Below are 26706 nucleotides of genomic sequence, written 5' to 3'. Positions count from 1 at the left end.
GGGGCGCATGCCGCTGAACTAATTTTGGATTCATATCTTTTGCGGGCGGTGTCTATCGCCGGCTGGGCGCCGAGCTTCGGCACCTGCGCCCGTTGTGGCGAACCGGGACCTCACGGCGCGTTCAATGCCGCCCTTGGCGGGGCTGTGTGCCATGAGTGCAGGCCACCGGGTTCACCTGCCCCGGCTCCTGAAACCATGGTTTTGCTGGGCCAACTCCTCAGCGCGGATTGGCCGGGGGCGGATGTCTCCGCGGCACAGCATCGCCGCGAAGCAGCAGGGCTGGTGGCTGGATATGTGCAATGGCATTTGGAGCGCACTGTGCGTTCCCTAAAACTTGTGGAGCGTGTATAGCTATATGGCCGGGCAGCGCAGTAGCGACAGGAACAGTATGAGCAGCAGCCGCAGCAAGTCCAAACCACCCGTTGTGGCACCTTGGCCGCATTCCTCGGGGGCGCAGCCGCCGGCCATTCCGGCGGAGTTTGTACCCAGGCACGTGGCCATCGTCATGGACGGCAATGGCCGGTGGGCCAATCAGCGAGGGCTGCCGCGGATCGAGGGACACAAAGCCGGGGAGCCTGCACTCCTTGACGTGATGGCCGGTGCCATCGAAATGGGCATCAAATATGTCAGTGTCTATGCGTTCTCCACGGAGAACTGGAAACGTTCACCTGAAGAAATTCGTTTTCTCATGGGATTTAACAAAGATGTATTAAGACGCCAACGCAATCAGCTGGATGCATGGGGTGTGCGCATTCGCTGGGCTGGACGCAAACCCAAGCTGTGGGGCTCGGTCATCAAGGAACTTGAGGAAGCCCAGGAACACACCAAGGACAACGATGTTATTACGTTAACCATGTGTGTTAATTACGGCGGACGGGCCGAGATTGCCGACGCCGTCTCGGCGCTGGCCGCTGACGTCGCGGCCGGGAAGTTGAGCCCCCGCGCTGTCAACGAAAAGACCCTGCAGAAGTACCTCTACGTCCCCGATGCGCCCGATGTGGATCTCTTTCTGCGATCCAGTGGTGAGCAGCGGCTCTCCAACTTCCTGCTGTGGCAGTCCGCCTACGCCGAGTTTGTCTTCATGGATACGCTCTGGCCTGATGTGGATCGCCGCACCTTATGGGCAGCCGTGGATGAATATGCCAGGCGGGACAGGCGCTACGGCGGCGCAGTCGATGCGGCCTCTCCGCGCAGCTGACAGCTTATTTGACTTCTATGTGCTAAATCAATTGATGCCGGTATCACCTAGCTGACGTATCCGCGCAGCCAGCGGGCAAGACGCGCGTAGCCGTCTGCACGCACTGGTTTGCGTGACAGGAAGACCTCGTGCAGCGCACCGTCGATCCGTTCAAGGGTCACACTATTGCCCAGCGACAGGGTTCGAAGTGCCAATGAACGAACGTCCAGCACCACGTCTGCCTGCATCATTTGATCACTCCAAACGGGTCCCAGCATGCTCCTTGATGAAAGCAGGACAAGGACGGGAATGGGCAGCTTCAGACCGCCGGCAACTTCCTGCTGGGCTGCCAAGATGGCTTTCATCCACCCAGCCCTGATGGGGAAGGAATGGGGTGGGCGCAGCTTCTTATCCACGTCCCATTCCCCATACGCTTCACGGCTGATACCTCGCCAGTAAAAGGATCGCTCGGGCACGCGCATGCGCATGAGAGGACGCAAGTGCGCTAGTTGCACCAAGGGGGTTGCAGCGCGGCGGATGGCGGCACCTCCCTGAATCTCCAGCCATGGACTGTTCAAAATCAAGTGGCTGACCCGCCCCGGATTATGGTGGGCCCACAAGGTTGCGATCAACCCGCCGGTGGAATGTCCCATCAGGATCAGCGGATGCGGCCCGCCCGGAGCTGGGGCGGCAGGGTCCTCCATGCCGACGGAGCTGTGAACAACACTTGAGTCCACTTCGCCAGTAATAACGGCATGGGCTGCAAGGATCTCCGCGTCGTAGTCCGCGAGGTCTGCCACATAACCACCCAACGCGGGGGAGTCGAGACTGCGGCCGTGGTTGTGCAGATCGAGTGCGTAGAACTCATAACCGTTTGATGTGAAGAACTCTGCCAATCCGGTATTGAAGAAGTAGTCGCTCCAACCATGGATAAACAGTACGGCGCCCCGGGCCTTGTCCGTGCTTCCTTTCGCTGTTGGAGGCGTCGACGCCGGAGGCTTCCCCGCCAGCGGCCTGTGCCGCACAAGGGTTGCCCGGTAAAACGTGGGGGATTCGACTTCGGCCTCCGTACCGGGAGTGCCGGGTGTATCGGAGATACTGGATGCACTACGATCTCCATTCCGGAGATGTTCCCTCGCGGGGACCAGCAACGGCAGCGCCTGATAGTCCGGCCCCAGGATGTCTTCCTGCCACTGTTGCGCACTTGTTTCGCTATCCATGTTCATCCAGTCCCCAACGGTATGGTGTTTCGACGCAAATTTCCGTGCGTGCTATGCCATGCTCGCCCTTCCGGGCTCACGTTTGCGTTGTACTGGCGGCATGGCGGCCAGCAGCCCGACCGGAAAATAGGCAGCCGCCCAGAAATGTCCCTTCAAGTGAACGGTAGCCATGCATGCCGCCACCACCGAAACCGGCCGCCTCACCTGCAGCATACAGCCCCGCAATGGGGGTCCCTGCGGCAGAGAGCACACGCCCGGACAAGTCCGTTGTCAACCCACCCAGGCTCTTGCGCGTGAGTGTGGTGAGGCGCACGGCAAACAGTGGTCCATGCTCAGGGGCCAGCATGGGATGCGGAGGAACCACTCGCATCAACTTGTCGGTGGAAAAGCGGCGCGCCTCCCTGATTGCGTTCAGCTGCGCGTCCTTGCCCAAACCGCTGACCACTTGGCGGTCACGGGCCACGAGCGTGTCCTGCAGGCCCTGCGGGTCAATCAAATCCTGAGCAATGAGGGCGTTCATCTTCGCGGCAAGTTCTTCCGCAGTGTCCGCTTGGACAAAGTCAACACCGGCGTCGATGAACTTTTGCACAGGACCGGTTGCCCCGGGCAGAACCCGTTTGGCCAGCAATTTCATGTCCTTGCCCGTCAGATCCGGATTTTGTTCCGAGCCGGACAACGCAAACTCCTTGCTGATGATGCTTTTGTTCAGCACAAACCAGGAATGGTCGTGTCCGGTGGTTTCCAGATGACGCAGAGTGCCGAGGGAATCGAATCCTGGAAACAGCGGCACAGGAAGCCTGTGCCCGGTGGCATCGAGCCACAATGGGGAAGGGCCGGAAAGGATCCGTATGCCGTGGTTGGGCCAGACAGGGTCTGGGTTGTGGATGCCTTCTGGATAGTGCCACATGCGGTCGGTGTTGATCAGGGCACCGCCGGCTTCTGCAACCGAGCGCTGGAATAGCCCATCCACGGAGGCAGGCACACCCGTGAGCATGTAGCCGGGCCCGCTACCGTGGGGCCACTGTTCACGGACCATTGCGTGATTTCCTCCTATGCCACCAGTGGAAACAATGACGGCCCCGGTGTCAACACAGAATTCCCCGGCAACGTCGCGGCTGCTGGCCTCACCCCGTTGCACACCTGTTGGTGCCAGGATCTGGCCGCGCACCCCGGTGACTGCTCCGGCGTCGAATACCAACTCTGTTGCCCGGTGCCTGTGCGCAATTTGCACGCGGCCGGCCACAACACCTTCTTGCACCTTCGCCAGGAACGGGGCCAGGATGCCGGGGCCGGTTCCCCAGACCACATGGAAGCGGGGGACCGAATTGCCATGCCCCTGGGCGTCATAGCCGCCGCGTTCAGCCCACTGGACCAGAGGGAAGATGCGCACGCCCAAGGCGTGCAGCCAGGCCCGTTTCTCTCCAGCGGCGAAATCCACGTATGCCTCAGCCCAGCGGCGCGGCCACAGGTCCTCGGGACGGTCGAAGGCGGCTGAACCCATCCAATCCGACAGGGCCAGCTCAGCGGAGTCCTTCACACCCAGCCGGCGTTGTTCGGGGGAGTCCACCAGGAACAGTCCGCCAAATGACCAGTGGGCCTGCCCTCCGAGCGCTGTCTCAGGCTCTTGGTCCAAGATCAACACCCGGCGGCCGGCGTTGTATGCCTGCGCTGCGCTGACCAATCCGGAGAGCCCGGCACCCACGACTACGACGTCCGCCTGCTGCCATGTTGCACCGCCATTGGTATCCATGTGCATATGCTAACGTCCTTTCCCATGCATAATGCGGCAGTGCTGCGGAGCGGATCGGACGGCGGCGTTTTGCAGTTGGGCTGTGGAACCGGAAAACTAGGGGTATGCGTATTTATCCCACATTTTTCCGGCTCTGTTTCTCCTGGATGGACGCCGAAAAGGCGCACAAGATCGGGTTCACCTTGATCAAGGCAGCCCACACGGTGGGGGCAGGTGCCGTGCTGCGGCGCATGTTCGCACCCCCTGCCTCGCTGCAAACCGAAGCGCTGGGCCTGACGTTCCCCACGCCTTTCGGCCTTGCCGCAGGTTTCGACAAGGAAGGAAAGGGCATCAACGCCCTGGCCAATCTGGGCTTCGGCCACATTGAGGTGGGCACCATCACTGGCCAAGCCCAGCCCGGCAACCCGCAGCCGCGCCTGTTCCGCCTCGTCGAGGACCGTGCCGTCATCAACCGCATGGGCTTCAACAACGACGGCGCCGCAGCCGTTGCGCCGCGCCTGAAGCAAGCACTGGCCGGGTTGGCGAAAACCTACTCGGGTGTGCGGCCCGTGGTGGGCGTGAACATCGGCAAGACCAAGGTGGTGGAATTGGAGGACGCACTGGGGGACTACCTCATCGGCGCGCGCACGCTGGCACCGTCGGCCGACTACCTCGTGGTCAACGTCAGCTCCCCCAACACTCCTGGGCTGCGTCTGCTCCAGGATGTGGAAACGCTGCGCCCACTGCTCACCGGAGTCCGCCAAGCGGCCGATGAATCGGCCGGGCGCCACGTGCCGTTACTGGTGAAGATCGCCCCCGACTTGGCTGATGAGGACGTCGCCGAGATGGCCGCACTGGCCCTTGAGCTGAAACTTGACGGCATCATTTGCACGAACACCACCGTCAGCCGTGAAGGTTTGCGCAGCCCGGGAGCCATGGTGGAGGAAAAAGGTGCCGGCGGGCTCTCCGGTGCTCCTCTCAAAGCTCGTTCGCTGGCTGTGCTCCGCCAGCTGAAGGCGATTGTGGGCGATACCCTGACGCTTATTTCGGTGGGCGGGGTTGAAACCGGCGCCGAAGTGCAAGAGCGTCTCGACGCCGGCGCATCCCTGGTGCAGGGCTACACCGCGTTCCTGTACGAAGGCCCGTTCTGGGCGTCCCGCATCAACAAGGAACTGGCGGCCCTGCGCAAGTAACGGAGCTCTTGCAGCATGAACGCACCTTCTCCGCTTATCGGTAGCTTACAAGTTACGCATAAGCGGAGAAGGTGCGTTTTGGCGACTATTCCGGGTTTGTGTCACAGATGCTGCGGACTACGCCACACGCGTGGGCGGGCTGACCGTCAGTGCTGGGTCCGTGACCATGCTGGGGGCCAGCGCGGCGTCAATGGCGGCCATGAGCTCGGCCGGGATCTTCACACCCGACGCCTTGACGTTCTCCTTGACCTGTTCGGGGCGGGAGGCACCCACCAGTGCAGTGGCCACATTCTCATTTTGCAGCACCCACGCAATGGCCAATTGGGACATTTTCAATCCCAGCTCATCAGCGATGGGTCGCAATTTCTGTACATTGGCCAGGATGTCGTCGTCGAGGTAGTCCTTGATGGTGTTCTTGCCGCCATGCTCGTCTGTGGCACGCGAATTCGCCGGCAGCGGCTGACCCGGCAGGTACTTGCCCGACAGCACGCCTTGTGCCATGGGCGACCACACCACCTGGGACATGCCCAGTTCCACCGCGGCAGGAACCACTTCGGCCTCGATGACCCGCCACAGCGCCGAGTATTGCGGTTGGTTCGACACCAGTGAGAACCCGGCCTGGCGTGCCAGTGCCTGCCCGTCGCGCAACTGCTGGGCGTTCCATTCAGAAACACCAATGTAGAGGGCCTTTCCTGCCCGCACCACATCTGCGAACGCTGAGATGGTTTCCTCAAGTGGTGTTTCATGGTCGTAACGGTGTGCCTGGTACAAGTCCACATAGTCCATGTTCAGACGCCGCAACGAACCGTTGATGCCCTCCATGATGTGTTTACGGGACAGGCCGGTGTCATTGGGGCCCTTGGGTCCTACGGGCCAGTACACCTTCGTGAACACTTCAAGGGATTCGCGGCGTTCGGAAGCCAACGCGGCACCGAGGACTTGCTCGGCAGCGCCGTTGGCATAGGCGTCCGCAGTGTCAAAGGTGGTGATGCCGGAATCGAGTGCGGCACGCACACACGCCGTGGCGACGTCGTTTTCCACCTGCGAACCGTGTGTGAGCCAGTTTCCATAGGTGATTTCAGTAATTTTCAGGCCTGACCGGCCTAGGTAGCGGTATTCCATACCACCAGCCTAGCCAGCCGACCGCTGTCAGCACACCCCTGGGGACGTCCTGCCAATGCGCTTTTAACGCACGACGCCGACCACGTCCCCGAGGAGGGCGGCCGGCGGCTGGTGCGCGGTGAGAAGGAGTGGTCAGGAAGGCCACTCGCCGCGGCGCACCAGCGGCTTGGGCAGGCGCATGCGGCGGAACTGCAGGGAACGCATGCAGCCGTACCAAATGACGCCCTGGTCAACCGAACCGTACTTGGCGGCCAGTTGCCGTTTGAGCTTGCGCCCCATCAGCCAGGTGTCGATGACAACGAACGCCACCATGACCCAGAAGGCGCCAAAGAGAATGATTGCGGCATTGCTGTTCTGCGGCAGTACAACTGTCAGCACCACGATGCCGAGAGCGGCGAACATGACAAATTCGCCCAGGCTGAAACGGGCGTCCACATAATCGCGGGCGTAACGCTTCTGCGGACCCTTGTCGCGGATGGGCAGGAAACGCTCTTCACCGGTGTCCAGGGCGCGTCGCATGCGGGCCTGCTGTTCGCGGCGTGCCTCACGGTCGGCCGTCTTGGCGGCGGCGCGGTCGTTGGGCACAAGTGGACGCTTGCGCGCATCCTCCTGTGCCTTGCGCGAGGGGGTGGGCACACCCTTGGCAGATTGGGGGTCCTTGGACCGGCCAGTCAGCTCGTCGTGGGCAGGCATGGGCTGCGGGGCGGGGGATTGATCTTTCTTACGTCCAAACACCCGTACAGGATACCCTGAACCGGGCCGTAGCCTTGACCGTGGCCGCTTCAGCGGCGGTAGTGTGGGGATTATGACCACAGCACAGCCCTCAGCCACCCCGCTCAACGACTTCCCCACTGCATCGCTGCCCACCGCCGCCCTGCGTGAAAGCGTCACCGTCCATTTCAGCGAAACCGTCGCTGAGCTTATTGATCTGGTGGCCATCCCCGGCATTGCCTGGGACGCGTTCGATCCCGCGGCCCTTGAGCGCAGTGCCGAGGCCGTGGCAACGCTCATCCGCTCCACCGGCCTCGATGATGTGCAGATCCTGCGCGTTCCCAAGGACGATGGCGGGCAAGGCGGTCCCGCCGTCGTCGCCCGCAAAGTCGCGGCTCCGGGTATGCCGACGGTGGTGCTCTATGCCCACCATGACGTGCAGCCGCCCGGTGACAAGGCGCTGTGGGACAGCGAGCCCTTCATTGCCCAGGAACGCAATGGGCGTTTGTACGGCCGAGGGGCTGCCGATGACAAGGCTGGCATCATGGCTCACATCGCCTCCTTCCGGGCCGTCATGGAGACGCTGGGGAACGACTTCGGCGTCGGCGTGACGTTCTTCATTGAGGGGGAGGAGGAAGCGGGTTCACCCACATTCGCTTCCTTCTTAAAGGAACACCGCGAACTTCTGGCCGGGGATGTCATTGTTGTGGCCGACTCCGCCAACTGGAAGGTGGGGATTCCGGCGCTGACCACGAGCCTGCGCGGGCTTGTCGACGGCATAGTGGAGGTGCGGGTGGCCCACCACGCCGTGCACTCCGGCATGTTTGGCGGACCGTTGTTGGACGCCCCCACCATCCTGGCCCGGTTGATCGCCACGTTCCATGATGAGGATGGCTCGGTCGCCATCAACGGACTGCAAGCCAGTGATGATGCAACCGTGGACTACGCAGAGGATGCCTTCCGTGTTGATGCGGGGGTGCTAGACGGCGTTCAGCTCGCCGGCACCGGCAGCATCACCTCCCGACTCTGGTGCAAACCCGCCCTGTCGGTGATTGGCATGGATGTTCCTACGGTGGAGTTGAGCTCCAATACCCTCCTTCCCACGGCCCGGGCCAAGATCAGCCTGCGGCTGGCACCTGGCCAGGATCCGGCGTCGGCGTTGGCAGCCCTTGAGGCCCATGTATTGGACAACGCACCTTTCGGAGCGCAGGCCACGTTTATTCGCGGCGAGGCTGGACAGCCGTTTTCCACCGATACTTCTGCCCCTGCAGCCCAGGCGGCGTTGTGGGCCATGGGCCAGGCATGGGGCGTACCGGCTGTGGAAACAGGGATGGGTGGTTCCATTCCCTTCATTGCTGAATTGAAGGCGTCCTTCCCGGACGCGCAAATCCTCGTCACCGGTGTTGAGGACCCTGACTCCAGGGCGCACAGCGCCAATGAGTCCCTCGATCTCGGCGACTTTGCCAAGGCCATTGAGTCTCAATCGCTCCTTTTGGCCGCCATCAACGCTGGAGCGCTCAAGGAACAGAAGGTCTGATCCGTGTGTTGATATAAGTTAGCGCCCGCGCCGGGCTCGACGTAGCATGTAGTTGTACCCTCACGTAAGGAAATGCCATGACAGCAAATGTCCACGAAGAAACCTCAGCAGCAGACACCGTCCAGGCCGAACTTCCCAGCCACGGCGTGCTGATCAGCGATGTTGCCGCCGGTAAGGTACGCAGCTTGCTTGAACAAGAAGGTCGCACTGACCTGCGTTTGCGCGTTGCTGTCCAGCCCGGTGGCTGCTCAGGGCTGATCTACCAGCTCTACTTTGACGAGCGCGTTCTTGACGGAGACGCTGTTCGCGACTTCGACGGCGTCGAAGTTGTCATTGACAAGATGAGCGTTCCGTACCTTGATGGCGCCAGCATTGACTTTGAAGACACCATTTCAAAGCAAGGCTTCACCATTGACAACCCGAACGCCGGAGGCTCATGCGCCTGCGGTGATTCGTTCCACTAACCAAAGCCTGCTGCTCGATGCAGGGCCGTCGGAGAAGTTTCTTTTGCGACTTCCGACGCACGGAGGGTTTAGTGCGCATTTTGCGTGCCATAGCGGTAAGCTCTACATCGAGTAGTAAAACCCATTCCGCTCCGACGGGCCCAACCCGTCGCAGAGCGCAGCACCAAGAGGAAGGGCCGTCTGTGAGTTCGCAGGACCGAACCGGCAGCCGACGCGCAAAAGTCATCCCCATAGCGGGGTTGGCGATTGTCGGAGCGTTAGCTTTGTCAGGATGCACGGCAGAGAATAGGCACGGCTGGATGCCAGCCGAACGTGACACCACCAATCACACGGCGGGGATCATTGACCTGTGGGTCAATACTTGGATCACCGTCTTGATCATCGGGCTCATCACCTGGGGTCTGATTATCTGGTGCATCATCGCGTACAGGCGCCGCAAGGGAGCTACCAGTTTCCCGCGCCAGACCAGTTACAACCTCCCGCTGGAGGTTTTTTATGTGTTGGTGCCGTTGTTCATGGTGGGAGTCTTCTTCCACTTCACGGATGTGGAACAACAGTCCATCAACGCCCGTGACGCCAACCCGGATGTGAAAATCGACATCCGTGCCAAGCAGTGGTCATTTGACTACAACTACCTGGCCGGCAACGACGTCAAGGAATCCGTATACTCCGTTGGTGTCCAGGCGGAGCTCGACGGCAAGCCGTTCGACAAGTCGACGCTGCCCACCCTGTACTTGCCCGTGAACCGTTCAGTTGAACTCCAACTGAACGCCCGCGACGTGATCCACTCCTTCTGGGTGCCGGCATTCCTTGACAAAAAGGACATGCTTCCCGGCAAGACCAACTACATGACCCTGACACCGACGGTGTTGGGCGAGTACGACGGAAAGTGCGCCGAACTTTGTGGTGAGTACCACTCGGAGATGCTTTTCAACGTCAAGGTAGTCACCCAAGCCGAGTTCGACGCGCACCTCGCGTCGCTCAAGGCACTGGGCCAGACCGGTGAGCTGACCGAAAAGTACGACCGTAATCCTAACGCTGCGAATCAGAAGTAGGGGGGAGAGGAAAGTGTCTACGCTCGAGTACTCGGCAACCGAAGTGAATTCGGCTGCACCTAGGGTCGTTCCGGTATCCAAGGGACGCATCGTCGTCAACTGGATCACCTCGACTGACCACAAGACGATCGGGTACATGTACCTGATCGCATCATTTATCTTTTTCTGTCTCGGTGGCGTCATGGCGCTCATTATCCGTTCAGAATTGTTTGAGCCCGGTATGCAGATCCTGCAGACCAAGGATCAGTACAACCAGTTGTTCACCATGCACGGCACCATCATGCTGCTCATGTTTGCAACACCACTGTTCGCCGGTTTCGCCAACGTCATCATGCCGCTGCAAATCGGTGCCCCCGACGTTGCGTTCCCGCGTTTGAACGCACTGGCTTTCTGGTTCTTCCTCTTCGGCAGCACCATCGCCATGTCAGGTTTCCTCACCCCCCAGGGCGCTGCGGCATTTGGCTGGTTCGCCTATGCACCATTGTCGAACACCACCTTCAGCCCCGGCGTTGGTGGAGACTTGTGGGTCTTCGGACTGGCACTGTCAGGTTTCGGTACCATTTTGGGTTCGGTGAACTTCATCACCACCATCATCTGCATGCGTGCTCCCGGCATGACCATGTGGCGCATGCCCATCTTCACTTGGAACACACTCATCACCGGTATCCTGGTCCTGATGGCCTTCCCCCCGTTGGCAGCTGCGCTGTTCGCACTGGGTGCAGACCGCCGATTTGGGGCACATATCTTTGATGCCGAATTTGGTGGAGCGATATTGTGGCAACACTTATTCTGGTTCTTCGGCCACCCCGAGGTGTATATCATCGCCTTGCCGTTCTTTGGCATTGTGTCTGAGATCTTCCCGGTCTTCAGCCGCAAGCCCATCTTCGGCTACAAGGGCCTTGTGTTTGCGACGATCTCCATTGCTGCTCTGTCCGTGACAGTGTGGGCCCACCACATGTACGTCACCGGCCAGGTCATGCTGCCGTTCTTCTCCTTCATGACAATGCTGATCGCGGTGCCAACCGGTGTGAAGTTCTTCAACTGGATTGGAACCATGTGGCGTGGTTCACTCACCTTTGAAACGCCCATGCTGTGGAGCCTTGGCTTCATCGTGACGTTCCTGTTCGGAGGCTTGACCGGGATCATCCTGGCCTCACCGCCGCTGAACTTCCATGTTTCCGACACATACTTCGTGGTCGCCCACTTCCACTACGTGGTCTTCGGCACCGTGGTGTTCGCCATGTTCGCCGGCTTCTACTTCTGGTGGCCGAAGTTCACTGGCAGGATGCTCAACGAGCGCTTGGGCAAGATTCACTTCTGGCTCTTGTTCCTCGGTTTCCATGGCACGTTCCTGATCCAGCACTGGTTGGGTGTCTTGGGCATGCCGCGTCGTTACGCCGACTACATGATCGAAGATAACTTCACGTGGATGAACCAGTTCTCCACGATCTCCTCCTTCGTTCTTGGTGCTTCGATGATTCCTTGGTTCTGGAACGTCTACATCACCTGGCGCAATGGCAAGAAGGTTGAAGTGGACGATCCTTGGGGCTTCGGTGCCTCACTGGAGTGGGCAACATCCTGCCCACCCCCGCGCCACAACTTCACCTCGCTGCCGCGCATCCGTTCGGAGCGTCCGGCCTTGGATCTTCACCATCCTGAGCTGGCACCGCATTACCAGCCGGCCCAGCCGGTTTCGGCATCCTCGAAGGGAGCACAGAAGTGAAGGTAGAAGCTTGGGTATTCCTGCTCGTGGGTGTGTTCTTCCTCCCCGTGGCAACCGTCTACGGATTCATGGTCGATTGGATGGAGCCCGTTGGGTTCCTGGCCTTGTACTTGGTCGGAGCCTTGTGCCTCATGATCGGTGTCTACCTGTACTACACAGGCAACCGCATCGGTCCGCGTCCTGAGGATCGTGTCGACGCTGAAGTTCACGAGGGTTCCGGCGAGCAGGGTCACTTCAGCCCCTGGAGCTGGTGGCCGCTCGTGCTGGCCTTGGCTTGCGCCGCTGGTTTCCTGGGCTTGGCTGCAGGCTGGTGGATCTTCCTGGTCGGTGCCGGTCTGGCCGTCATAGGTTTGATTGGTTGGGTTTACGAATACAGCCGCGGAGACCACGCACACTAGAAGTACTGTATGGAACCGGATTCGCGTCCGGATGCAAACAAGAAAGGGATTGCCTCCACTGAAAAAGTGGAGGCAATCCCTTTTTGCTGCCCATTGTTACTGCCCAGCTGCTTGTGTACTGCCCAGCTGCCCCGAGGTACGGTGTTGCAGGCTGTCAGGGGGCCTTGTGAGGCCGTTTAGGAAGGATCTGTAAGATCTGTGTGCAACAGGTCCGCCAAGTGATCCACGGCCTTCCGGATGGCCTTCTCGTCTGCGTCGCAGGTGCCCACAGCAATCTCTACTACTGTTCCACGCCGGAAATCGGCACTCATGACCTCAAGGAGCGACCTGCCGTCCACGGTCGCCGAACCGTCCTTGGTCAGGGTGACAGGCAAACCGGTTTGGTTGACTGCGCGGACGAATACAGCGGCCGGACGGGCGTGAAGTCCGACGCTTGCGGCCACAGTGGCCTTTCGGGTGTACATGGATAAACTCCTTGACAGTAGATGCTTCTGTATAGAGGGTAGTCGTGTTTTAGGCTGGTACCAGTGAACAGAGGAGTTTCATGGGCTATTTGGTGCCGTCGGCGAAAGACATCCCGGGGGAGTTGGACAGGAACGCTAAAGTCTCCGTGCACATTCAATTGCGTGAGCTGCTACGCAACTACATCCAACAACACAGCAAGGAAGGGCGCCAGCTGCCCTCCGAACGGGACATGGCCAGTCATTTTTCGGTGGCTCGCATGACTCTCCGCCATGCTGTAGATGCCCTGGTGGAGGAAGAACTCCTTGAAAGGGTGGTTGGCGTAGGGACGTTCGTGTCCCGAACCAAGGTGGATCTGAGCCTGAAACTGACCTCCTACACCGAGGAAATGGCTCGGCGCGGCATGCGTCCCTCTGCCCGCACCCTGGCCTTTGAACAGATCCCCGCAACCGCGCGCTTGGCACGTGAGCTCCAGCTCGAAGAAGGCCAAGGGGTTGTACGCCTACGCCGACTCTTGCTTGCCGATGAGGAGCCGATGAGTGTGGATGAGAACTTTATCCCAGCCTGGCGGGTGCCGGGCATCCTGGATTCCGGTCCGCCTGCTTCTCTGTACAGCGTCTTGGGGGAGCGGTACGGGCTGGTCATGGAATGGGGCGAGGACACCATTGAGGCCAATGCCGCAGCACCGTCCATTGCACGGTTGTTGAAGGTCGACGTCGGCAGTCCGGTACTGCGCACTGAACGGCACGCCTATGTTTCGCGTTCCACCGTGGACTATTCAGTGTCGTTCTACCGTGCGGATCGTTACAAGCTGCGGGTGCCCCTCCTGCGCCCTGGCGTGCGCCCACGGCGCATCTATTAGAACCTGACGTTTAGCGGCGTCAAAGCGGCGTTTCCGCCGCTCTGGTGGCAGGCCAGTCCGTAGGCCGTGCATGTTGCAGGGCGGAGAGTATGGCGGAAATACAAAAAGCAGTGGGGCGGTTTCCTTTTCAGGGAACCGCCCCACTGCTTTGTCTAGCTCTCGTTCAACGAGACCTTAGTGCGAGACTGCCTTGTCATCGTCAGCACTGGAGGTGATTTCCTCGTGGTGATGACCAGCTTCCAACTCTGACGGTGTCGCCGGAGCGACACGGTCTTCGAAGAAGAAGCTGCTGAGCTTGCTGCGCAGGTTTTCCTTCTTCGTGACAATCCCGTTTTCGTTCGGGATGCCTTCTTCCGGAACCGGGGACTCGTAGCCAACCAACTTGTAGCGCTTGTAGTCATCCAGCTGTGCGTGAATCTCCTGGAACTCACCGTGTGGCAGGCGCACGATGCGGCCCGTCTCGCGGCCGTGCAGGGCGATCTCGCGGTCCTTGCGCTGCAGTGCCAGCGACACGCGCTTGCTGACAATGAAGCCCAGGATCGGGCCGACGAAGAACAACGCACGCAACCAGTACGTGACATCGTTCAAGGAGACCTGGAAGTGGGTTGCGATCAAGTCGGAGCTTGCAGCGGCCCACATGACGCAGTAGAAGATGAAGCCTGCAACGCCAATGGCCGTACGGGTCGGAGCGTTGCGCGGGCGGTCAAGTACATGGTGCTCACGGTTGTCGCGGGTAACCCAGCGCTCAATCCAGGGGTAGGCGAACAGCAGCGTGAAGACAATGCCTGCCGGGATCAGTGCAGGGGCAAGAACGTTGAACGACAAGGTGTTCATGCCCCAGGGGAACGGGATGTTCCATTCCATCGGAATGTTGAACAACCAGCCTGGCATCAAGCGCAAGGCGCCATCAACCCAGCCAATGTACCAGTCAGGCTGGGTGCCGGCAGATACAGGGGAGGGATCGTAGGGGCCGTAGTTCCAAATCGGGTTGATCTGGAAGAACGCGGAGATGAAGGCGATGATGCCGAACACGATGAAGAAGAAGCCGCCAGCCTTGGCTGCATATACCGGGCCGAGCGGGTAGCCGACCACATTGCGGTCATTGCGGCCCGGGCCGGGGTACTGAGTGTGCTTGTGGATGACAACCATGAACAAGTGGATGGCAACCATGAGCAAAATCATGGCCGGCACCAACATGATGTGCATCATGTACAGGCGGCCGATGATGGCAGTTCCGGGGAATTCGCCACCGAACAGGAAGAAGGAGATGTACGTTCCAACGACCGGGATGGCCATGACCACGCCGTCGATGATGCGCAGGCCGTTGCCGGAGAGCAGGTCATCGGGGAGTGAGTAGCCGGTGAAGCCGGCAGCCATCGAGAGGATCAACAGCACGCCGCCCACTACCCAGTTCAGTTCACGGGGCTTGCGGAAAGCGCCGGTGAAGAACACGCGGAGCATGTGGACTGAAACGGCAGCCACGAACAGCAGCGCCGACCAGTGGTGCACCTGGCGCATGAACAAACCACCGCGTACCTCAAAGGAGATCCGGAGGGAGGAGTCGTACGCCACGGACATCTCCATGCCCTTCAGGGGCACATAAGGTCCGTTGTAGTGGGTCTCCGCCATCGACGGATCGAAGAAGAACGTCAGGAACGTCCCCGAAAGCAGCAGGATGACGAAGGAGTAAAGGGCCACTTCGCCGAACATGAAGGACCAGTGGTCGGGGAAGACCTTCCGGCCGAATTCACGCAGCATGCCGGAGCCGCCAACGCGCTCATCAACAAAGTTGGTGATGCGCCCTGTGCTGGTCTTGGGCTCGAAGGGTGTATTAGTTGCAGTGCTCATGGTTAGCCACGCTCCCAGAAGCTCGGTCCAACAGGTTCGTGGAAGTCGCTCTGAGCGACCAGGTAGCCTTCACTGTCCACGGTGATGGGCAGCTGCGGCAATGGACGGACTGCTGGGCCGAAGATGACCTTGCACTCCTTCGTCAAGTCGAAGGTTGACTGGTGGCAGGGGCAGAGCAGGTGGTGAGTCTGCTGCTCGTACAGGGCAACGGGGCAACCCACGTGGGTGCAAATCTTTGAGTAGGCGACGATGCCGTTGTAGCTCCAGTCCTCCCTGCCAGGCGACGGGTTGAGGTCTTCGGGGTTCAAACGCATCAGCAGAACAACGGCTTTCGCCTTCTCGTTCAACTTGCCCGTCTCGAGCTTGTTCAGCGATTCAGGAATCACGTGGAAAGCGGAGCCTATGGTCACGTCCGAGGCCTTGATGGGCGTACCGTCTGGATCGCGAGCGAGACGCTCGCCTTCCTTCCACAGCGTGTGGTGCATGGAATCACCCGGCAGCGGACCGAGGTCGCGGAAGATCGCGATGGCTGGCAGCGGGGCCAGTGCGACGGCACCGATGAGGGTGTTGCGGATCAAGGGGCGGCGCTTGATGCCTGTTTCCTCCAAGATGTCATCGACGATCTTGACGGCGGCAAGGCGGTCTTCCTCGGTGCGCAGCTCGTGGCGTTCCTCGGCGACTTCATGGTCAGGCATGAGGGCACGTGCCCAGTGCACGATTCCCGTGCCAATGCCCAGCATGGCGAATGCCACGCCCAAGCCCAGGAACGTGTTCTGGATGCGCAAGGTGGCGATGGTGTCATCAAGGCGAACGCCAAAGTAGGCGACAAAGAACATCAATGTGCCAACGATGGAAATGACAAATAGCCATGCCACCTGCCGCTCGGCACGCTTTGCCGCCTTGGGGTCTGTGTCAGCTAGTCGCAAACGATGTGGAGGTAGTCCCGGATCTTGGAACGTGTCCACCTCATTGTGACCAGCCTTAGCTACGGCGTCCGAGCCTGTCGGCGAGCCGTCACTATGGTTGCCCATAATCCCCTCATCCTTCTCTTATCCCGGTACGTTCCCGGGGTCGTAATGTATGTTTCGTGCGGCTGCTGCTGCAGCCAAAGTCTTTAGCGTCCTGGAACTAGGAAGTGCGCGACGTCAACCAGATGGTGAAGCCGATGATGACACCCAAGACGGCGGTCCAGAGGAACAATCCCTCGGATACCGGTCCCAGTGAGCCAAGCTTGGCTCCACCGGGAGAGCCCTGGTTCTCAATGACGTTCAAGAAGGTGATGATGTCCCGCTTGCCCTCAGGGGTGATGTTTGCGTCATTGAAGACCGGCATGTTCTGCGGTCCCGTTACCATGGCGCTGTAGATGTGGCTGTTGGAAACGCCAGCCAGCGGCGGGGCGAACTTGCCACGGGTCAACGCGCCACCGGCAGCAGCGGCGTTGTGGCACATGGCGCAGTTCACGCGGAACAGCTCGCCACCAACAGTGGCGTTGCCCTTACCGTCGAGGTACTGCTCTTCCGGCAAGGCCGGACCATTGCCCAAAGTGGCCACATAGGCGGCCAGTTCCCGTGTTTGATCGGTGGTGAACTGCTGCGGCTTCTGCAGGGCCTGAGGGCCCTGCATCTGCATGGGCATGCGGCCCGTGCCGACTTGGAAGTCAACTGCAGCTGCGCCGACACCGGCCAAGGACGGTCCTGCGTCCGTGCCGCTGGCGCCAAGGCCGTGACAGGTTGCGCAGTTGGCGACAAAAAGCTTCTCGCCCTCTTCGACCTGCTGCGCGGTAAACGTGGTGGTATCGGCCTTGGCCTCATTCACTGTTGTGACAACGGCGTACAGCCCACCGGTCAGCATGAGCCCAAGCACTAGCAGCGCTAGTGCGGCCAGCGGATGACGTCGCTTCTGCGAAAGTGCCTTCACTTGGTGGTTCCTTTGATCTATATCCAGCAGCCCCTGGTGGGGGCCGCAAATGCTAATTCTTACCTTGCATGGAAGAAAGCTGGTTGCCAGCCTACTTCAGGACGTAGATGACCAAGAAGAGGCCAATCCACACGACGTCCACGAAGTGCCAGTAGTAAGAAGTCACGATCGCGCTGGTGGCTTCGAAGTGTCCAAACTTCTTGGCTGCATAAGCACGGCCAATAATGAGGAGGAATGCGATGAGTCCGCCAATGACGTGCAGGCCGTGGAAACCTGTCGTTATGTAGAAGGCAGAGCCATACGGGTTGGAGTTCAGGGTGATGTGCTCGGAAGTCAGCATCGCGTACTCGGTCGACTGACCGGCAACGAAGATGGCACCAAGAACAAAAGTCAACAGGAACCACTCCGTCATTCCCCACTTGGAGAACTGGAAGAGGCGTCCGGTGCGGCGAGGCCGAAGGTTCTCCGCGTTGAAAACACCCATCTGGCAGCTGAAGGAGCTGGAAACCAGGATGAGCGTGTTCACCAGGGCGAACGGGAAATTCAGCTTGGCCGTTTCTTCAGCCCACAATCCACCAGCGGTGGAACGAAGGGTGAAGTACATGGCAAAAAGGCCGGCAAAGAACATCAGCTCGCTGGACAACCAAACCACGGTTCCTACAGAAACCAGGTTCGGTCGATTCAGCGTCGGATGCGCCGGGGTACTGGGGGCATGGGTCGCGGTTGTCACATAGACATTATGTCTATAAAACGCCAGCATTCCCAATGCGAAACTCCGATTCGCAGAACTTTTTCTACAAACTTGCGAAATTCCGGCATATTCACAGCTTAAACACAGTTCCGTATGCACAACACACTCGAAGTGTCAATGGTCACAATGGGCTTTGGGCACTGTATTTCGTCTAATATTTGCAGAGTGAATCCTCTCCAAAACCCATCTGACACAGCCCCCACCTGGCCGAATCTGATCGCTGCCTTGATTGCAGGGGAGGACCTGAGTCAGGAATCCACCCAGTGGGCCATGAACACGATCATGGCTGGAAACGCCACGGATGTGCAGATCGCAGGCTTCCTCGTTGCCTTGCGCGCCAAAGGTGAGACTGTCGCAGAAGTGACCGGCCTGGTGGAAGCAATGCTTTCCAACGCCCGTCCGCTGCATGTCGAAGGAGACGCCTTGGACATTGTTGGCACGGGTGGGGACAGGCTCAACACTGTGAACATCTCCACCATGGCCGCACTTGTGTGCGCCGGAGCCGGTGCAACAGTAGTCAAACACGGCAACCGGGCTTCCTCATCGGCCGCAGGCTCGGCAGATGTGCTGGAGTGCCTGGGTGTCAGATTGGACCTGAGCCTTGAGGAGGTGGCCAGGGCTGCGGGGGAGGTTGGCATCACCTTCTGCTTTGCCAACTACTTCCATCCCTCGATGCGTTATGCGGCAACCGCCCGCAGCCAGATCGGGGTGCCCACAGCGTTCAACTTCCTCGGTCCGCTGACCAACCCTGCACGCGTGGTGGCTTCAGCCATAGGCGTCGCCGACGCGCGCATGGCCCCGCTCATGGCGGGGGTTCTCGCTGCACGGAACATCCGGGCGTTGGTGTTCCGCGGCAGTGACGGCCTGGATGAACTGACAACGACGGGGACTTCCACGATTTGGGAAGTACGCAACAACGAAGTCCTCGAAAGCCACTTTGACCCGTTGGAGCTGGGTATTGCCCGGGCCACGATCGAGGATTTGCGCGGCCAGAACGCCGAGTTCAACGCGGACGTGGTGCGGCGCATCCTTGACGGTGAACGCGGTCCCGTGCGCGACGCCGTCGTGCTTAATGCTGCAGCAGGGCTGGTTGCCTACGACCGGAACAGCACCGGAACACTTCTTCAGCGGATGAAGTTTGCGCTGGCCCGCGCCGAGGCCGCGATCGACGGCGGCGCGGCGGCCAACGTGCTGAAAGGTTGGGTGGCGCTCTCGGCCGGGGAATCGGCGCAGTAGCGCACCGAATTATTTGGCAGGATCAGGCCAACGCCTGCGCTGTCTTGGCAGCGTCCCTGACAATGCCGGCATCCGTGGCGAAGTAGCTGTTGTCTTCTGCACGGGCTGAGGCAGTGAGTGGTTCAGGGGTCTGCAGATTCACGGTTCGCTTTGCCGAGAGATGTACGTCGTTGAGCCCTGCGGCGCGGAACACGGCAAAGTCTGAGGTCTTCACGCCGCCGCCAGCCATGATGGAAAGCCCGCCCTCCGCTGCCTGATACATGGCAGCCAGCTGCTCAACTCCTTCCCCTGCGCGTGAGGCTCCGCCGGAACTAAGAATGCGCTGCACACCAAGTTCGGCCAGGCGCGGCACGGCCGTGACGGCATCGCGCAGGGTCAGGTGGTCGATGGCCCGGTGAAAGGTGATGTGCATGCCTTGAGCGGCGGCAACCATGGCCTCAACTGCTGCGTAGTCAATCCCGTCCTCGGCTGTCAAGGCGCCGATGACCACACCGGTGGCCCCGCCGTCGTGCAGTTCCTTGATCTCCTGGACCATGAGGGCCACAGCGGCGCCGTCGTAGACGTAGTCGCCAGGACGGGGGCGGATCAGAGCATGGATGGGCAAGGCCGGCTCGGCGAGCTGGACGCTTTTGAGCAAGCCCTGGGAGGGTGTCAGTCCGCCAAGTTGCAGGGCACAGCAAAGTTCAATCCTTGCTGCTCCGTAGCTGGCTGCCAACTGGGCGCCGGGGGCATCTTGGACGGCAATTTCAAGGAACATCCGGGCGCTCAGTGGTCGAAGCCGAGGGAAAAGGCTGCGTCCAAGTCATGCTGGGAGTATGCACGGAAGGAGATTTGTGTCGTCGTGGAGACGACGGACTTCACCTTCGAGAGCTTGTCCGCAATGACTTCTGCGAAGTCTTCATGCTTTTGCACGCGGGCAATCGCGATCAGGTCCCATTCCCCTGTCACCGAGTAAACTTCGCTGATTCCGGCCAGTTCAGAAATTTCCTGGGCGGTCTCGGGGATTCGTGAGGCGTCGGTCTTGATCAGGACAAATGCGGTGATCACGGGGGAGGTCCTTGTCGTTTGGCGGGAGGGAGGGCAGAGCGCGGCTCATGACTTCGCACAAAATACCGCAAATTATTGCACTTCGATCGTAACCCAATCGATGCGCAAATCAGCCCTTGTTAGTGCGCCTGATCACGAGTGTTGCGAGGAGGCGGTGGCCGAGGAGGAAGGTGCCCAGCACTACGGTGGCGACGATGACAAAGGGAAGCTCGGCTGTATTTCCGGACGCGATGCGCAGGGCCATGCCGCCAGCTACCGTGATGAGCCACAGGAGTACGCCGTGGGGCCAGAGGCGTAGGGGGTGCGTCCAGGTCCGGCACACCAGCCAGCCGATGGCCAAGGATGCCAGGAACGGCCAGGCTGTTTGGAAAATACCCCCTACCGTGAGGCTTTCGGTGTGCGATCTGCGGCCAGAGATGGCAAACACCAACACGAGCACGATGTCTACTGCGGCGGCGTAGAGGAGTGTTTTGGATGTGGAACTTGAACTTGAACTGGATTGCGTCACGTGTGCAACTTTAGTCGCAAATTTCCCCGTAGTGTTGTCACCTCACGAGGGAGGAAACATGACTACTGCACGATGGGTGCTGCTGCATTCGGGCGCCGCGGCTTTTGGCCTTGGTGGGGTGGTTTTGTTCCTGTCCGGGACGGTTGCACTGACCAGTGGTGCATACGTCGCAGGGCTGCTGCCACCGGGTGTAGCCCTGCTGGCCGGGGCTGCTGCCTTCATGGTGTGGTTTGTGCTGTTTCTTCTCAGGAACGACGCCGTCAATGCCAAGCCGCGCCGTCGGCGGCGGTAAAGCAGGCCGGTGCGGCTAAACATGGGTGGCTGGGTGCCTTAGATGTACTTGAGGAATCGCTGGGGCGCATCCATGAATGAACGCCAGCTTTTCACCAGTTCCAGATCGTCCCACCCGTTGCGGCGCAGACCCCACGAACCCACTTCGTAGATGTCCGCTCCGGGCAGCGATGCCAACATCGGGGAGTGGGTAGAGAGGATGACTTGAGAGTCGCCGTCGTCCATCAGTTGCGTCAACACGCTGAGCAATGACAAGCAGCCGGAAAAGGACAGCGCCGACTCAGGCTCGTCGAGAATCCACAAGCCGCCGCCGCGAAACCTGTCGGTGACCAGCGCCAGGAAGGATTCACCGTGTGAGAGGCGGTGAAAGTCGATGTCGCGGCCGCGCATTTTCGGGTTGTCTGCAAGGTAGCTGAAGAATCCGTGCATGGTTTCGGCGCGCAGGAAATAGCCGTACCTGCTGGTGCCGGCATTCCGCAGGACCTCCAAGTGGGAGTGCAGGCCGGATTCGGTGGGACGGCTGTGGTGCATAGCGCCGGTGGAGCCGCCCTCGGGATTGATGCCGCATGCCATGGCGATGGCCTCCACGAGCGTGGACTTGCCCGAACCGTTCTCGCCGACGAAGACCGTCGCTGGTCCCAAGTCCAACCCCTCGGCAAGTATTTGCCGCACTGGTGGCAGCGTGGCAGGCCAGAGGTCGGGGTTGGGCGGGTTGAACGTGCTGGCTCCGACGTGACGCAGCGGAGTCTGGCCAAACATCACGGCAGATTTCCTTTCGTTGGTGCGGCGTTACTGGTGTGAGGGTGTCAGTGGAAGTGCGGCTGCGCAGTGCTGGGATCGGCGGCGACAATGTCGAGGCGTCCGTTGGCGATGAGGGATTCGATGGCCTCACGGTCCGCCCCCATGCCCCGGACGGCGGAACGGAACCTTCGAACAGGAAGTACGAACGGTTTGGCACATCCATCCTGGCGCGTCCCAGTTCGAAGCCCAACCGTCCCAGAAGCAGGGCTTGGAACTGTTCGGTGTCCGGCAGGGCGCCCGGGACCGGTGCGTCCTCATTGTGGGACGGGTGCGTTGGATCTGGAATGATGCGCAGCCGTGCGTCGGGGGAAGGGGTAAGTGCCTTCCCACGAGCCTAGCGGGTGCCCGGCCCCAGATTTTGGCAGTCATTTTTCGGCTGCAAGGCGGTGCAGGAAGACTAGAATTGTTAGTTGACAGAGGCAACCAACCACCCCTGCCGAGGAGTCCACCGAGGGGCTGAGCGACGTGCTTCAAACAGGGAAACCAATCAGTGAAAACAGGCAGCTCCGGCAGGCCCATGAGCTTGCCGGGCCGCACTACAAGTGGATTGCGCTCTCCAATACGACGCTGGGCGTGCTCATGGCCTCCATCAACGCCTCGATCCTGCTGATCGCCCTGCCGGATATTTTCCGCGGCGTTGGCATCAATCCGCTGGCGCCGGGCAACACGAGCCTGCTGCTGTGGCTGATCATGGGCTACATGGTGGTCACGGCCGTGCTGGTGGTCAGCTTTGGCCGCTTGGGGGACATGTACGGCCGTGTGAAGATGTACAACGCCGGTTTTGCCATCTTCACGGTGTTTTCAATCCTGCTGGCCGTGACGTGGATGCAAGGTGTCCCCGCCGTGTACTGGCTCATCATCATGCGCATCCTCCAAGGCGTGGGTGGGGCCATGCTCATGGCCAATTCCAACGCCATCATCACCGACGCGTTCTCGGTGGAGCAGCGCGGGCTGGCGCTGGGCCTGAATCAGGTGGCCGGGATCGCCGGTGCCTTCCTAGGCCTGATCATTGGCGGACTGCTGGGGCCCATTGACTGGCGGCTCGTGTTCCTTGTCTCGGTGCCCGTGGGCGTGTTCGGCACCGTCTGGGCCTATCTGAAGCTGCACGACAACGGCATCCGTCAGCCGGGGCGACTCGACTGGTGGGGTAACATCACGTTCGCCGTGGGCCTGATTGCCCTGCTGGTGGGCATCACCTACGGCATCCAACCCTATGGGAAGCACACTATGGGCTGGACGAACCCTTGGGTGCTGGGCGCCATGGTGGGCGGCGCGCTTGTGCTGGGAATCTTCGTCCTCGTGGAGAAGCACGCTGCCGACCCGATGTTTGAACTTTCACTCTTCCGTATCCGCGCCTTCACGGCCGGGAACCTGGCCAGCCTGCTCTCGGCCATCGGTAGGGGCGGGCTGATGTTCATCCTGATCATCTGGCTGCAGGGCATCTGGCTTCCGCAGCACGGGTTCAGCTTCGCGCAAACGCCGCTTTGGGCCGGGATCTACATGCTGCCGCTGACCATCGGGTTCCTTGTGGCGGGACCGGTTTCCGGCGCCATCTCCGACCGGCACGGGGCCCGGCTGCTGGCCACCGGCGGCATGGTGGTGGCGGCGCTGAGCTTCGTATGGCTGCTGTTGTTGCCGGTGAACTTCCAGTTCTGGACTTTTGCCTTGGCACTGCTGCTCAACGGCGTCGGCATGGGCCTGTTCGCCGCACCCAATCGTGCCGGGATCATGAACTCCCTGCCGCCGAACCGCCGGGGCGTGGGCGCCGGCATGAGCACCACCTTTCAAAATTCGGCCATGGTCCTGTCGATCGGGATCTTCTTCTCCCTTATGATCACCGGCCTGGCCCGCTCCCTGCCGGCCACCTTGACGGCCGGGCTGACCGCCCATGGTGTTGCCGCTGCCGACGCCGGGCGCGTTGCCGGCCTGCCGCCGGTCTCCGTCTTGTTTGCCTCACTGCTGGGCTACAACCCGGTGCAGACTTTGCTGGGCCCTGCCGCCCTGGCGCACCTTCCCGCGTCCGACGCCGGATACCTCACCGGCCGTGCGTTCTTCCCGGCCCTGATCTCGGGCCCATTTGCCGATGGGCTCGCCGTCGCGTTTGGTTTTGCCATTGTGGCGTGCTTGGTTGCTGCCGTTGCCTCGGCATTGCGCGGGGGGAAGTACGCGTACGGCGAGAGCCTCGGTGAAGGGGCTGCCTTGGTGGAAGCGCACGGCGGCGTAGGTGGTGCCGGCATCGCCCGGGGTGCTGTGAGTGCCGGGGGCGCCGCCGGGGTTACCGTAGGCGTCAAGGCAGCGGAGCCAGGACGGGGCATTGCGGCGGCAGTTGCTGATGCCAACGCTGCGAACGCTGCGGCGCCCGCTCAACGCAGTGGGCACAGGCAGCATTGGGGCGCCTTGTACTGGAGCAGTAAAAGCAGCAGATAACTTGTGCGCAGCCCACTACGCCTTGAACGCTGCCCAGGCGGTGCGCCGGCCGCGGACCTGCAGGTCCGTCCTGTGCAGCAGCGAGCTGGGCCCGGTACCGGAGAGCAGCGCATCCAAGGCGGCGAGGTCCTGTGCTCGGAGTGCCGCGCCTGGGGAAGTGTCATGGGTTGCGGGAGCGCCATCTCCTGCCAGCGCGGTGCGGATGCGGCCCAGGAAGTTTGCGGCGTAACGTGCAGTGGGTTCCGGTAGGGGGCGCCCCATGGTGTTGAATGAGCGTTGTTCCACCCTGTGGAACCCGGCCCGTTCGAGCTCCCCGCGCCAATCGGGGTGGGCATTCCACCCCTGGTGGGCCATGGCTGCGTGCAGCCGGGATTCCAAGCCCAGCTCGGCGGTGTGGCTGTCGGTGCCGTCCGCGGGCAGAAAGCTGGGCAGGCTGTCCATTTCCAGCACCACCAGCAAGCCCCCGGGGTTGAGTGCGGCATACATCCCGCCGATGGTGCGCTCCGGGCTGCTGACTTCGTGCAGGGACGATGACGCCCACATCAAGTCGGCGGTTGCGCTCTCAGGCCACGGCCCGTCAAGGTCCGCTTCGAGCGTGTGCACCCTGTCAGTGAAGCCCTCGGCGGCAGCTGCGGCACGTGTGGCGGCCAGCATGGCGGCGGATCTGTCGAGGGCAGTGACTGAGGCGTTGCGGAAGCGTCGGGCCAAGGCCACTGTTCCTGCGCCCGTGCCAGCGCCGACGTCAAGGATGGTCCGTGGTGCTGTTTGGGCAATCCCGGCCGCCCACTCGGCGGCTTCCTCCAGATAGGAGCCAAGGAGCAGGGCATCGAGGTCAAGCATCTCTGCCAGTCCTTGGCCGTGGTCGTGGCTGCCGTGCCCGCTGTGACCGTGGGCGGCATGTTCGTGGTTGACACAGCTGGTGTGCTGTTGGTCTTCTTGGGGTGTCATGCAGCCAAGGCTACATATGGTTTGCGCGATTGGCATAGACTATTGCGCATGACGCAAGAAGTGGATGTGGATGCAGTGATCAGGGCGCGAATCCGCAGCCTTCGCGTGGCCCGGGGCTGGTCGCTGGACAGCCTGGCGCAGCGCTGCGGGCTGAGCCCCTCAACGCTCAGCCGCATAGAGACCGGCCGGCGGCGGATTGCGCTGGACCAGGTGGTGCCCATTTGCCGCGCCTTTGGCGCCACGTTGGACGAACTCGTGGAGGCTGACGGCGATGCGGACGTCGTCATCCGGCCCCAGCCGGGCCACTCACCGGGGCAGACAACGTGGGTGCTCTCGGACGGCGATGGGATCCACGGCAAGACGGTGGCAAAAATGCGCATAGCCCCCGACCTGTCTGGAGGCGGCAACCGACTTGGGGTCCATCCCGGCCGTGACTGGTTCACCGTTTTGAGCGGGATCGCACGGTTGGAGCTGGGGGATCGCACCATCCTGGTCCATCCCGGGGAGGTGGCGGAATTCTCCACCATGGTCCCGCACGCCATCTGCGCCCACGAAGGGCCCGTGGAGATCCTCACCATCTTGAACCACGACGGCGGACGGGCCCACCTTCACGGCACGCACGCAATTGACTAAGTGCCCTGCCACCACGCGTGCAAGGATGGTTGCATGAAGTCAAACAACGTTCGGGCCTGGTCGCTGGCAGCCTTGTTGGCTGCCAGCGCGGTCAACCACGTGGCGAACCCGAAATTCTACTATCCTGTGGTTCCTGCAGTCCTTTGCACCGACAAGGAAGGGGCACTGGGGATCATGAAGAGGCGCCAATGGGTACTGGCCTCGGCCGCCCCTGAAGCATTGGGTGCGGCAGGTCTGCTGCTACCCGGCACGCGCAAGCTGGCCGCAACGGCCACCACGGTGATGTTCATTGGATTTACCTTCGGGCATCTGACAGCACTGCGCCACGCCTTCGGGCCGAAGGGCTCCACGGAGCAGCGGCGTATCCATGCGGTACGGCTTCCGCTGCAGATTCCGTTGGTGGCCTGGGCCTGGAAGTCCCGCGCATAGACTCTCCGGATGCCACCTCCCGGCAAGGGGTGGAAATCCCAGCGAAAAACCACACAACAGTCACCCAAGGAGTCCACGGTGGAAGCCACATCCGAGAATAATGCCGCCCGTTTCGAGGGCAAGCCACGGCTCGCACTGACCCCGCCCATGGGCTGGAATAGCTGGAACTGTTTCCGCTGCTACGACATCGACGAGGCAAAACTTTTAGAGGTCGCCG

28 protein-coding genes are annotated in these 26706 nt (G+C 61.0%); 14 read left to right on the top strand and 14 right to left on the bottom strand.

Annotated features, from left to right (window positions below):
- On the top strand, positions 1-351 hold a 351-nt coding region (locus tag Q4P21_RS05055; protein WP_303387721.1), incomplete at its 5' end, for a DNA repair protein RecO.
- A 37-nt stretch (positions 352-388) separates the two neighbouring features.
- The gene (locus tag Q4P21_RS05050) at positions 389-1198 is read left to right on the top strand and encodes an isoprenyl transferase (RefSeq protein WP_303387720.1); all 810 of its coding nucleotides are present in this window, start codon (positions 389-391) and stop codon (positions 1196-1198) included.
- Positions 1199-1245: 47 nt separating this feature from the next.
- Here the strand turns inward: Q4P21_RS05050 and Q4P21_RS05045 are convergent, their stop codons facing one another.
- Together Q4P21_RS05045 and Q4P21_RS05040 are read right to left on the bottom strand one after the other, a co-directional pair.
- A complete protein-coding gene (locus Q4P21_RS05045; RefSeq protein WP_303387719.1) occupies positions 1246-2397 on the bottom strand; it encodes an alpha/beta hydrolase in 1152 nt (383 codons plus the stop codon).
- A gap of 76 nt (positions 2398-2473) precedes the next feature.
- Positions 2474-4147 (bottom strand): FAD-binding dehydrogenase, encoded by a 1674-nt coding sequence (locus Q4P21_RS05040; RefSeq protein ID WP_303387718.1) that lies wholly within the window; start codon positions 4145-4147, stop codon positions 2474-2476.
- 104 nt (positions 4148-4251) lie between these two features.
- Between Q4P21_RS05040 and Q4P21_RS05035 the strand changes: the two genes are divergently transcribed.
- Positions 4252-5319 (top strand): quinone-dependent dihydroorotate dehydrogenase, encoded by a 1068-nt coding sequence (locus Q4P21_RS05035; RefSeq protein WP_303387717.1) that lies wholly within the window; start codon positions 4252-4254, stop codon positions 5317-5319.
- 117 nt (positions 5320-5436) lie between these two features.
- On the opposite strand, the gene Q4P21_RS05030 is transcribed toward Q4P21_RS05035, so the two are convergent.
- Both Q4P21_RS05030 and Q4P21_RS05025 read right to left on the bottom strand, forming a co-directional pair.
- Positions 5437-6441, bottom strand: a complete 1005-nt coding sequence (locus Q4P21_RS05030; RefSeq protein ID WP_303387716.1) for an aldo/keto reductase family protein — start codon at positions 6439-6441, stop codon at positions 5437-5439.
- Between the two features lie 132 nt (positions 6442-6573).
- The gene (locus Q4P21_RS05025) at positions 6574-7176 is read right to left on the bottom strand and encodes a DUF3043 domain-containing protein (RefSeq protein WP_369598860.1); all 603 of its coding nucleotides are present in this window, start codon (positions 7174-7176) and stop codon (positions 6574-6576) included.
- 70 nt (positions 7177-7246) lie between these two features.
- Here Q4P21_RS05025 and Q4P21_RS05020 point away from each other — a divergent pair, with 70 nt between their 5' ends.
- The 5 genes from Q4P21_RS05020 to Q4P21_RS05000 all read left to right on the top strand — a co-directional run bounded on the left by Q4P21_RS05020 (position 7247) and on the right by Q4P21_RS05000 (position 12329).
- Positions 7247-8689: a dipeptidase gene (locus Q4P21_RS05020; protein ID WP_303387715.1), complete on the top strand. Its 1443-nt coding sequence runs from the start codon at positions 7247-7249 to the stop codon at positions 8687-8689.
- A gap of 77 nt (positions 8690-8766) precedes the next feature.
- Positions 8767-9153 carry an iron-sulfur cluster assembly accessory protein gene (locus Q4P21_RS05015; RefSeq protein ID WP_207344030.1) on the top strand — a complete coding sequence of 129 codons (387 nt, stop codon included), beginning with the start codon at positions 8767-8769 and terminating at the stop codon, positions 9151-9153.
- Between the two features lie 182 nt (positions 9154-9335).
- Complete coding sequence (gene coxB, locus Q4P21_RS05010) at positions 9336-10208, top strand: cytochrome c oxidase subunit II (RefSeq protein ID WP_303387714.1); 873 nt, start codon at positions 9336-9338, stop codon at positions 10206-10208.
- A 13-nt stretch (positions 10209-10221) separates the two neighbouring features.
- Positions 10222-11931 carry a cytochrome c oxidase subunit I gene (ctaD, locus tag Q4P21_RS05005; RefSeq protein ID WP_303387713.1) on the top strand — a complete coding sequence of 570 codons (1710 nt, stop codon included), beginning with the start codon at positions 10222-10224 and terminating at the stop codon, positions 11929-11931.
- Positions 11928-12329 carry a cytochrome c oxidase subunit 4 gene (locus tag Q4P21_RS05000; RefSeq protein WP_303387712.1) on the top strand — a complete coding sequence of 134 codons (402 nt, stop codon included), beginning with the start codon at positions 11928-11930 and terminating at the stop codon, positions 12327-12329. The genes ctaD and Q4P21_RS05000 overlap by 4 nt, the downstream gene beginning before the upstream one ends.
- Positions 12330-12505: 176 nt before the next feature.
- Here the strand turns inward: Q4P21_RS05000 and Q4P21_RS04995 are convergent, their stop codons facing one another.
- The gene (locus tag Q4P21_RS04995; RefSeq protein ID WP_303387711.1) at positions 12506-12793 is read right to left on the bottom strand and encodes an HPr family phosphocarrier protein; all 288 of its coding nucleotides are present in this window, start codon (positions 12791-12793) and stop codon (positions 12506-12508) included.
- A gap of 80 nt (positions 12794-12873) precedes the next feature.
- Between Q4P21_RS04995 and Q4P21_RS04990 the strand changes: the two genes are divergently transcribed.
- Entirely contained in the window at positions 12874-13653 is a 780-nt protein-coding gene (locus tag Q4P21_RS04990) for a GntR family transcriptional regulator (RefSeq protein ID WP_303387710.1), read from the top strand.
- A 174-nt stretch (positions 13654-13827) separates the two neighbouring features.
- Here the strand turns inward: Q4P21_RS04990 and Q4P21_RS04985 are convergent, their stop codons facing one another.
- The 4 genes from Q4P21_RS04985 to Q4P21_RS04970 form a co-directional block, all read right to left on the bottom strand.
- Positions 13828-15501 (bottom strand): ubiquinol-cytochrome c reductase cytochrome b subunit, encoded by a 1674-nt coding sequence (locus tag Q4P21_RS04985; RefSeq protein ID WP_303387709.1) that lies wholly within the window; start codon positions 15499-15501, stop codon positions 13828-13830.
- 2 nt (positions 15502-15503) lie between these two features.
- The gene (locus Q4P21_RS04980) at positions 15504-16532 is read right to left on the bottom strand and encodes a ubiquinol-cytochrome c reductase iron-sulfur subunit (RefSeq protein ID WP_303387708.1); all 1029 of its coding nucleotides are present in this window, start codon (positions 16530-16532) and stop codon (positions 15504-15506) included.
- A 97-nt stretch (positions 16533-16629) separates the two neighbouring features.
- Positions 16630-17418 (bottom strand): cytochrome c, encoded by a 789-nt coding sequence (locus Q4P21_RS04975; protein WP_303387707.1) that lies wholly within the window; start codon positions 17416-17418, stop codon positions 16630-16632.
- A 91-nt stretch (positions 17419-17509) separates the two neighbouring features.
- The gene (locus Q4P21_RS04970; protein ID WP_303387706.1) at positions 17510-18148 is read right to left on the bottom strand and encodes a heme-copper oxidase subunit III; all 639 of its coding nucleotides are present in this window, start codon (positions 18146-18148) and stop codon (positions 17510-17512) included.
- Positions 18149-18334: 186 nt separating this feature from the next.
- Between Q4P21_RS04970 and trpD the strand changes: the two genes are divergently transcribed.
- Positions 18335-19405, top strand: a complete 1071-nt coding sequence (trpD, locus tag Q4P21_RS04965) for an anthranilate phosphoribosyltransferase (protein ID WP_303387705.1) — start codon at positions 18335-18337, stop codon at positions 19403-19405.
- 22 nt (positions 19406-19427) lie between these two features.
- Here trpD and Q4P21_RS04960 read toward each other — a convergent pair whose 3' ends face one another.
- The 3 genes from Q4P21_RS04960 to Q4P21_RS04950 form a co-directional block, all read right to left on the bottom strand.
- A complete protein-coding gene (locus tag Q4P21_RS04960; RefSeq protein WP_303387704.1) occupies positions 19428-20162 on the bottom strand; it encodes a copper homeostasis protein CutC in 735 nt (244 codons plus the stop codon).
- 8 nt (positions 20163-20170) lie between these two features.
- Complete coding sequence (locus Q4P21_RS04955) at positions 20171-20452, bottom strand: Lrp/AsnC family transcriptional regulator (protein WP_207344307.1); 282 nt, start codon at positions 20450-20452, stop codon at positions 20171-20173.
- Between the two features lie 109 nt (positions 20453-20561).
- The gene (locus Q4P21_RS04950; protein WP_303387703.1) at positions 20562-20960 is read right to left on the bottom strand and encodes a DUF3054 domain-containing protein; all 399 of its coding nucleotides are present in this window, start codon (positions 20958-20960) and stop codon (positions 20562-20564) included.
- A gap of 58 nt (positions 20961-21018) precedes the next feature.
- On the opposite strand from Q4P21_RS04950, the gene Q4P21_RS04945 reads away from it, so the two are divergent.
- On the top strand, positions 21019-21252 hold the full coding sequence (locus tag Q4P21_RS04945) for a hypothetical protein (protein ID WP_303387702.1): 234 nt from the start codon (positions 21019-21021) through the stop codon (positions 21250-21252).
- Between the two features lie 38 nt (positions 21253-21290).
- Here the strand turns inward: Q4P21_RS04945 and Q4P21_RS04940 are convergent, their stop codons facing one another.
- Entirely contained in the window at positions 21291-22010 is a 720-nt protein-coding gene (locus tag Q4P21_RS04940) for an AAA family ATPase (RefSeq protein ID WP_303387742.1), read from the bottom strand.
- A gap of 507 nt (positions 22011-22517) precedes the next feature.
- Here Q4P21_RS04940 and Q4P21_RS04935 point away from each other — a divergent pair.
- Complete coding sequence (locus Q4P21_RS04935; RefSeq protein ID WP_303387701.1) at positions 22518-24479, top strand: MFS transporter; 1962 nt, start codon at positions 22518-22520, stop codon at positions 24477-24479.
- A 15-nt stretch (positions 24480-24494) separates the two neighbouring features.
- On the opposite strand, the gene Q4P21_RS04930 is transcribed toward Q4P21_RS04935, so the two are convergent.
- Entirely contained in the window at positions 24495-25427 is a 933-nt protein-coding gene (locus Q4P21_RS04930; RefSeq protein WP_303387700.1) for a trans-aconitate 2-methyltransferase, read from the bottom strand.
- Positions 25428-25475: 48 nt separating this feature from the next.
- Between Q4P21_RS04930 and Q4P21_RS04925 the strand changes: the two genes are divergently transcribed.
- Positions 25476-26060, top strand: a complete 585-nt coding sequence (locus Q4P21_RS04925; protein WP_303387699.1) for a helix-turn-helix transcriptional regulator — start codon at positions 25476-25478, stop codon at positions 26058-26060.
- Between the two features lie 33 nt (positions 26061-26093).
- Positions 26094-26489 carry a hypothetical protein gene (locus Q4P21_RS04920; protein ID WP_303387698.1) on the top strand — a complete coding sequence of 132 codons (396 nt, stop codon included), beginning with the start codon at positions 26094-26096 and terminating at the stop codon, positions 26487-26489.
- Positions 26490-26706: the final 217 nt, after the last annotated feature.

Origin of the sequence: Arthrobacter sp., from assembly GCF_030540645.1 — a bacterium.
Taxonomy (GTDB): Bacteria; Actinomycetota; Actinomycetes; order Actinomycetales; family Micrococcaceae; genus Specibacter.
The sequence above is the reverse complement of the archived record's forward strand: the minus strand, read 5'-3'. Positions and strand labels throughout refer to the sequence as shown.

Bases quoted from the DNA above. Each gene is read 5' to 3' on its own strand.
- Q4P21_RS05050 (WP_303387720.1), top strand. From the start codon at position 389: ATGAGCAGCAGCCGCAGCAAGTCCAAACCACCCGTTGTGGCACCTTGG.
- Q4P21_RS05045 (WP_303387719.1), bottom strand. From the start codon at position 2,397: ATGGATAGCGAAACAAGTGCGCAACAGTGGCAGGAAGACATCCTGGGG.
- Q4P21_RS05040 (WP_303387718.1), bottom strand. From the start codon at position 4,147: ATGGATACCAATGGCGGTGCAACATGGCAGCAGGCGGACGTCGTAGTC.
- Q4P21_RS05035 (WP_303387717.1), top strand. From the start codon at position 4,252: ATGCGTATTTATCCCACATTTTTCCGGCTCTGTTTCTCCTGGATGGAC.
- Q4P21_RS05030 (WP_303387716.1), bottom strand. From the start codon at position 6,441: ATGGAATACCGCTACCTAGGCCGGTCAGGCCTGAAAATTACTGAAATC.
- Q4P21_RS05020 (WP_303387715.1), top strand. From the start codon at position 7,247: ATGACCACAGCACAGCCCTCAGCCACCCCGCTCAACGACTTCCCCACT.
- Q4P21_RS05015 (WP_207344030.1), top strand. From the start codon at position 8,767: ATGACAGCAAATGTCCACGAAGAAACCTCAGCAGCAGACACCGTCCAG.
- Q4P21_RS04995 (WP_303387711.1), bottom strand. From the start codon at position 12,793: ATGTACACCCGAAAGGCCACTGTGGCCGCAAGCGTCGGACTTCACGCC.
- Q4P21_RS04990 (WP_303387710.1), top strand. From the start codon at position 12,874: ATGGGCTATTTGGTGCCGTCGGCGAAAGACATCCCGGGGGAGTTGGAC.
- Q4P21_RS04985 (WP_303387709.1), bottom strand. From the start codon at position 15,501: ATGAGCACTGCAACTAATACACCCTTCGAGCCCAAGACCAGCACAGGG.
- Q4P21_RS04980 (WP_303387708.1), bottom strand. From the start codon at position 16,532: ATGGGCAACCATAGTGACGGCTCGCCGACAGGCTCGGACGCCGTAGCT.
- Q4P21_RS04960 (WP_303387704.1), bottom strand. From the start codon at position 20,162: ATGTTCCTTGAAATTGCCGTCCAAGATGCCCCCGGCGCCCAGTTGGCA.
- Q4P21_RS04945 (WP_303387702.1), top strand. From the start codon at position 21,019: ATGACTACTGCACGATGGGTGCTGCTGCATTCGGGCGCCGCGGCTTTT.
- Q4P21_RS04940 (WP_303387742.1), bottom strand. From the start codon at position 22,010: ATGTTTGGCCAGACTCCGCTGCGTCACGTCGGAGCCAGCACGTTCAAC.
- Q4P21_RS04930 (WP_303387700.1), bottom strand. From the start codon at position 25,427: ATGACACCCCAAGAAGACCAACAGCACACCAGCTGTGTCAACCACGAA.
- Q4P21_RS04925 (WP_303387699.1), top strand. From the start codon at position 25,476: ATGACGCAAGAAGTGGATGTGGATGCAGTGATCAGGGCGCGAATCCGC.
- Q4P21_RS04920 (WP_303387698.1), top strand. From the start codon at position 26,094: ATGAAGTCAAACAACGTTCGGGCCTGGTCGCTGGCAGCCTTGTTGGCT.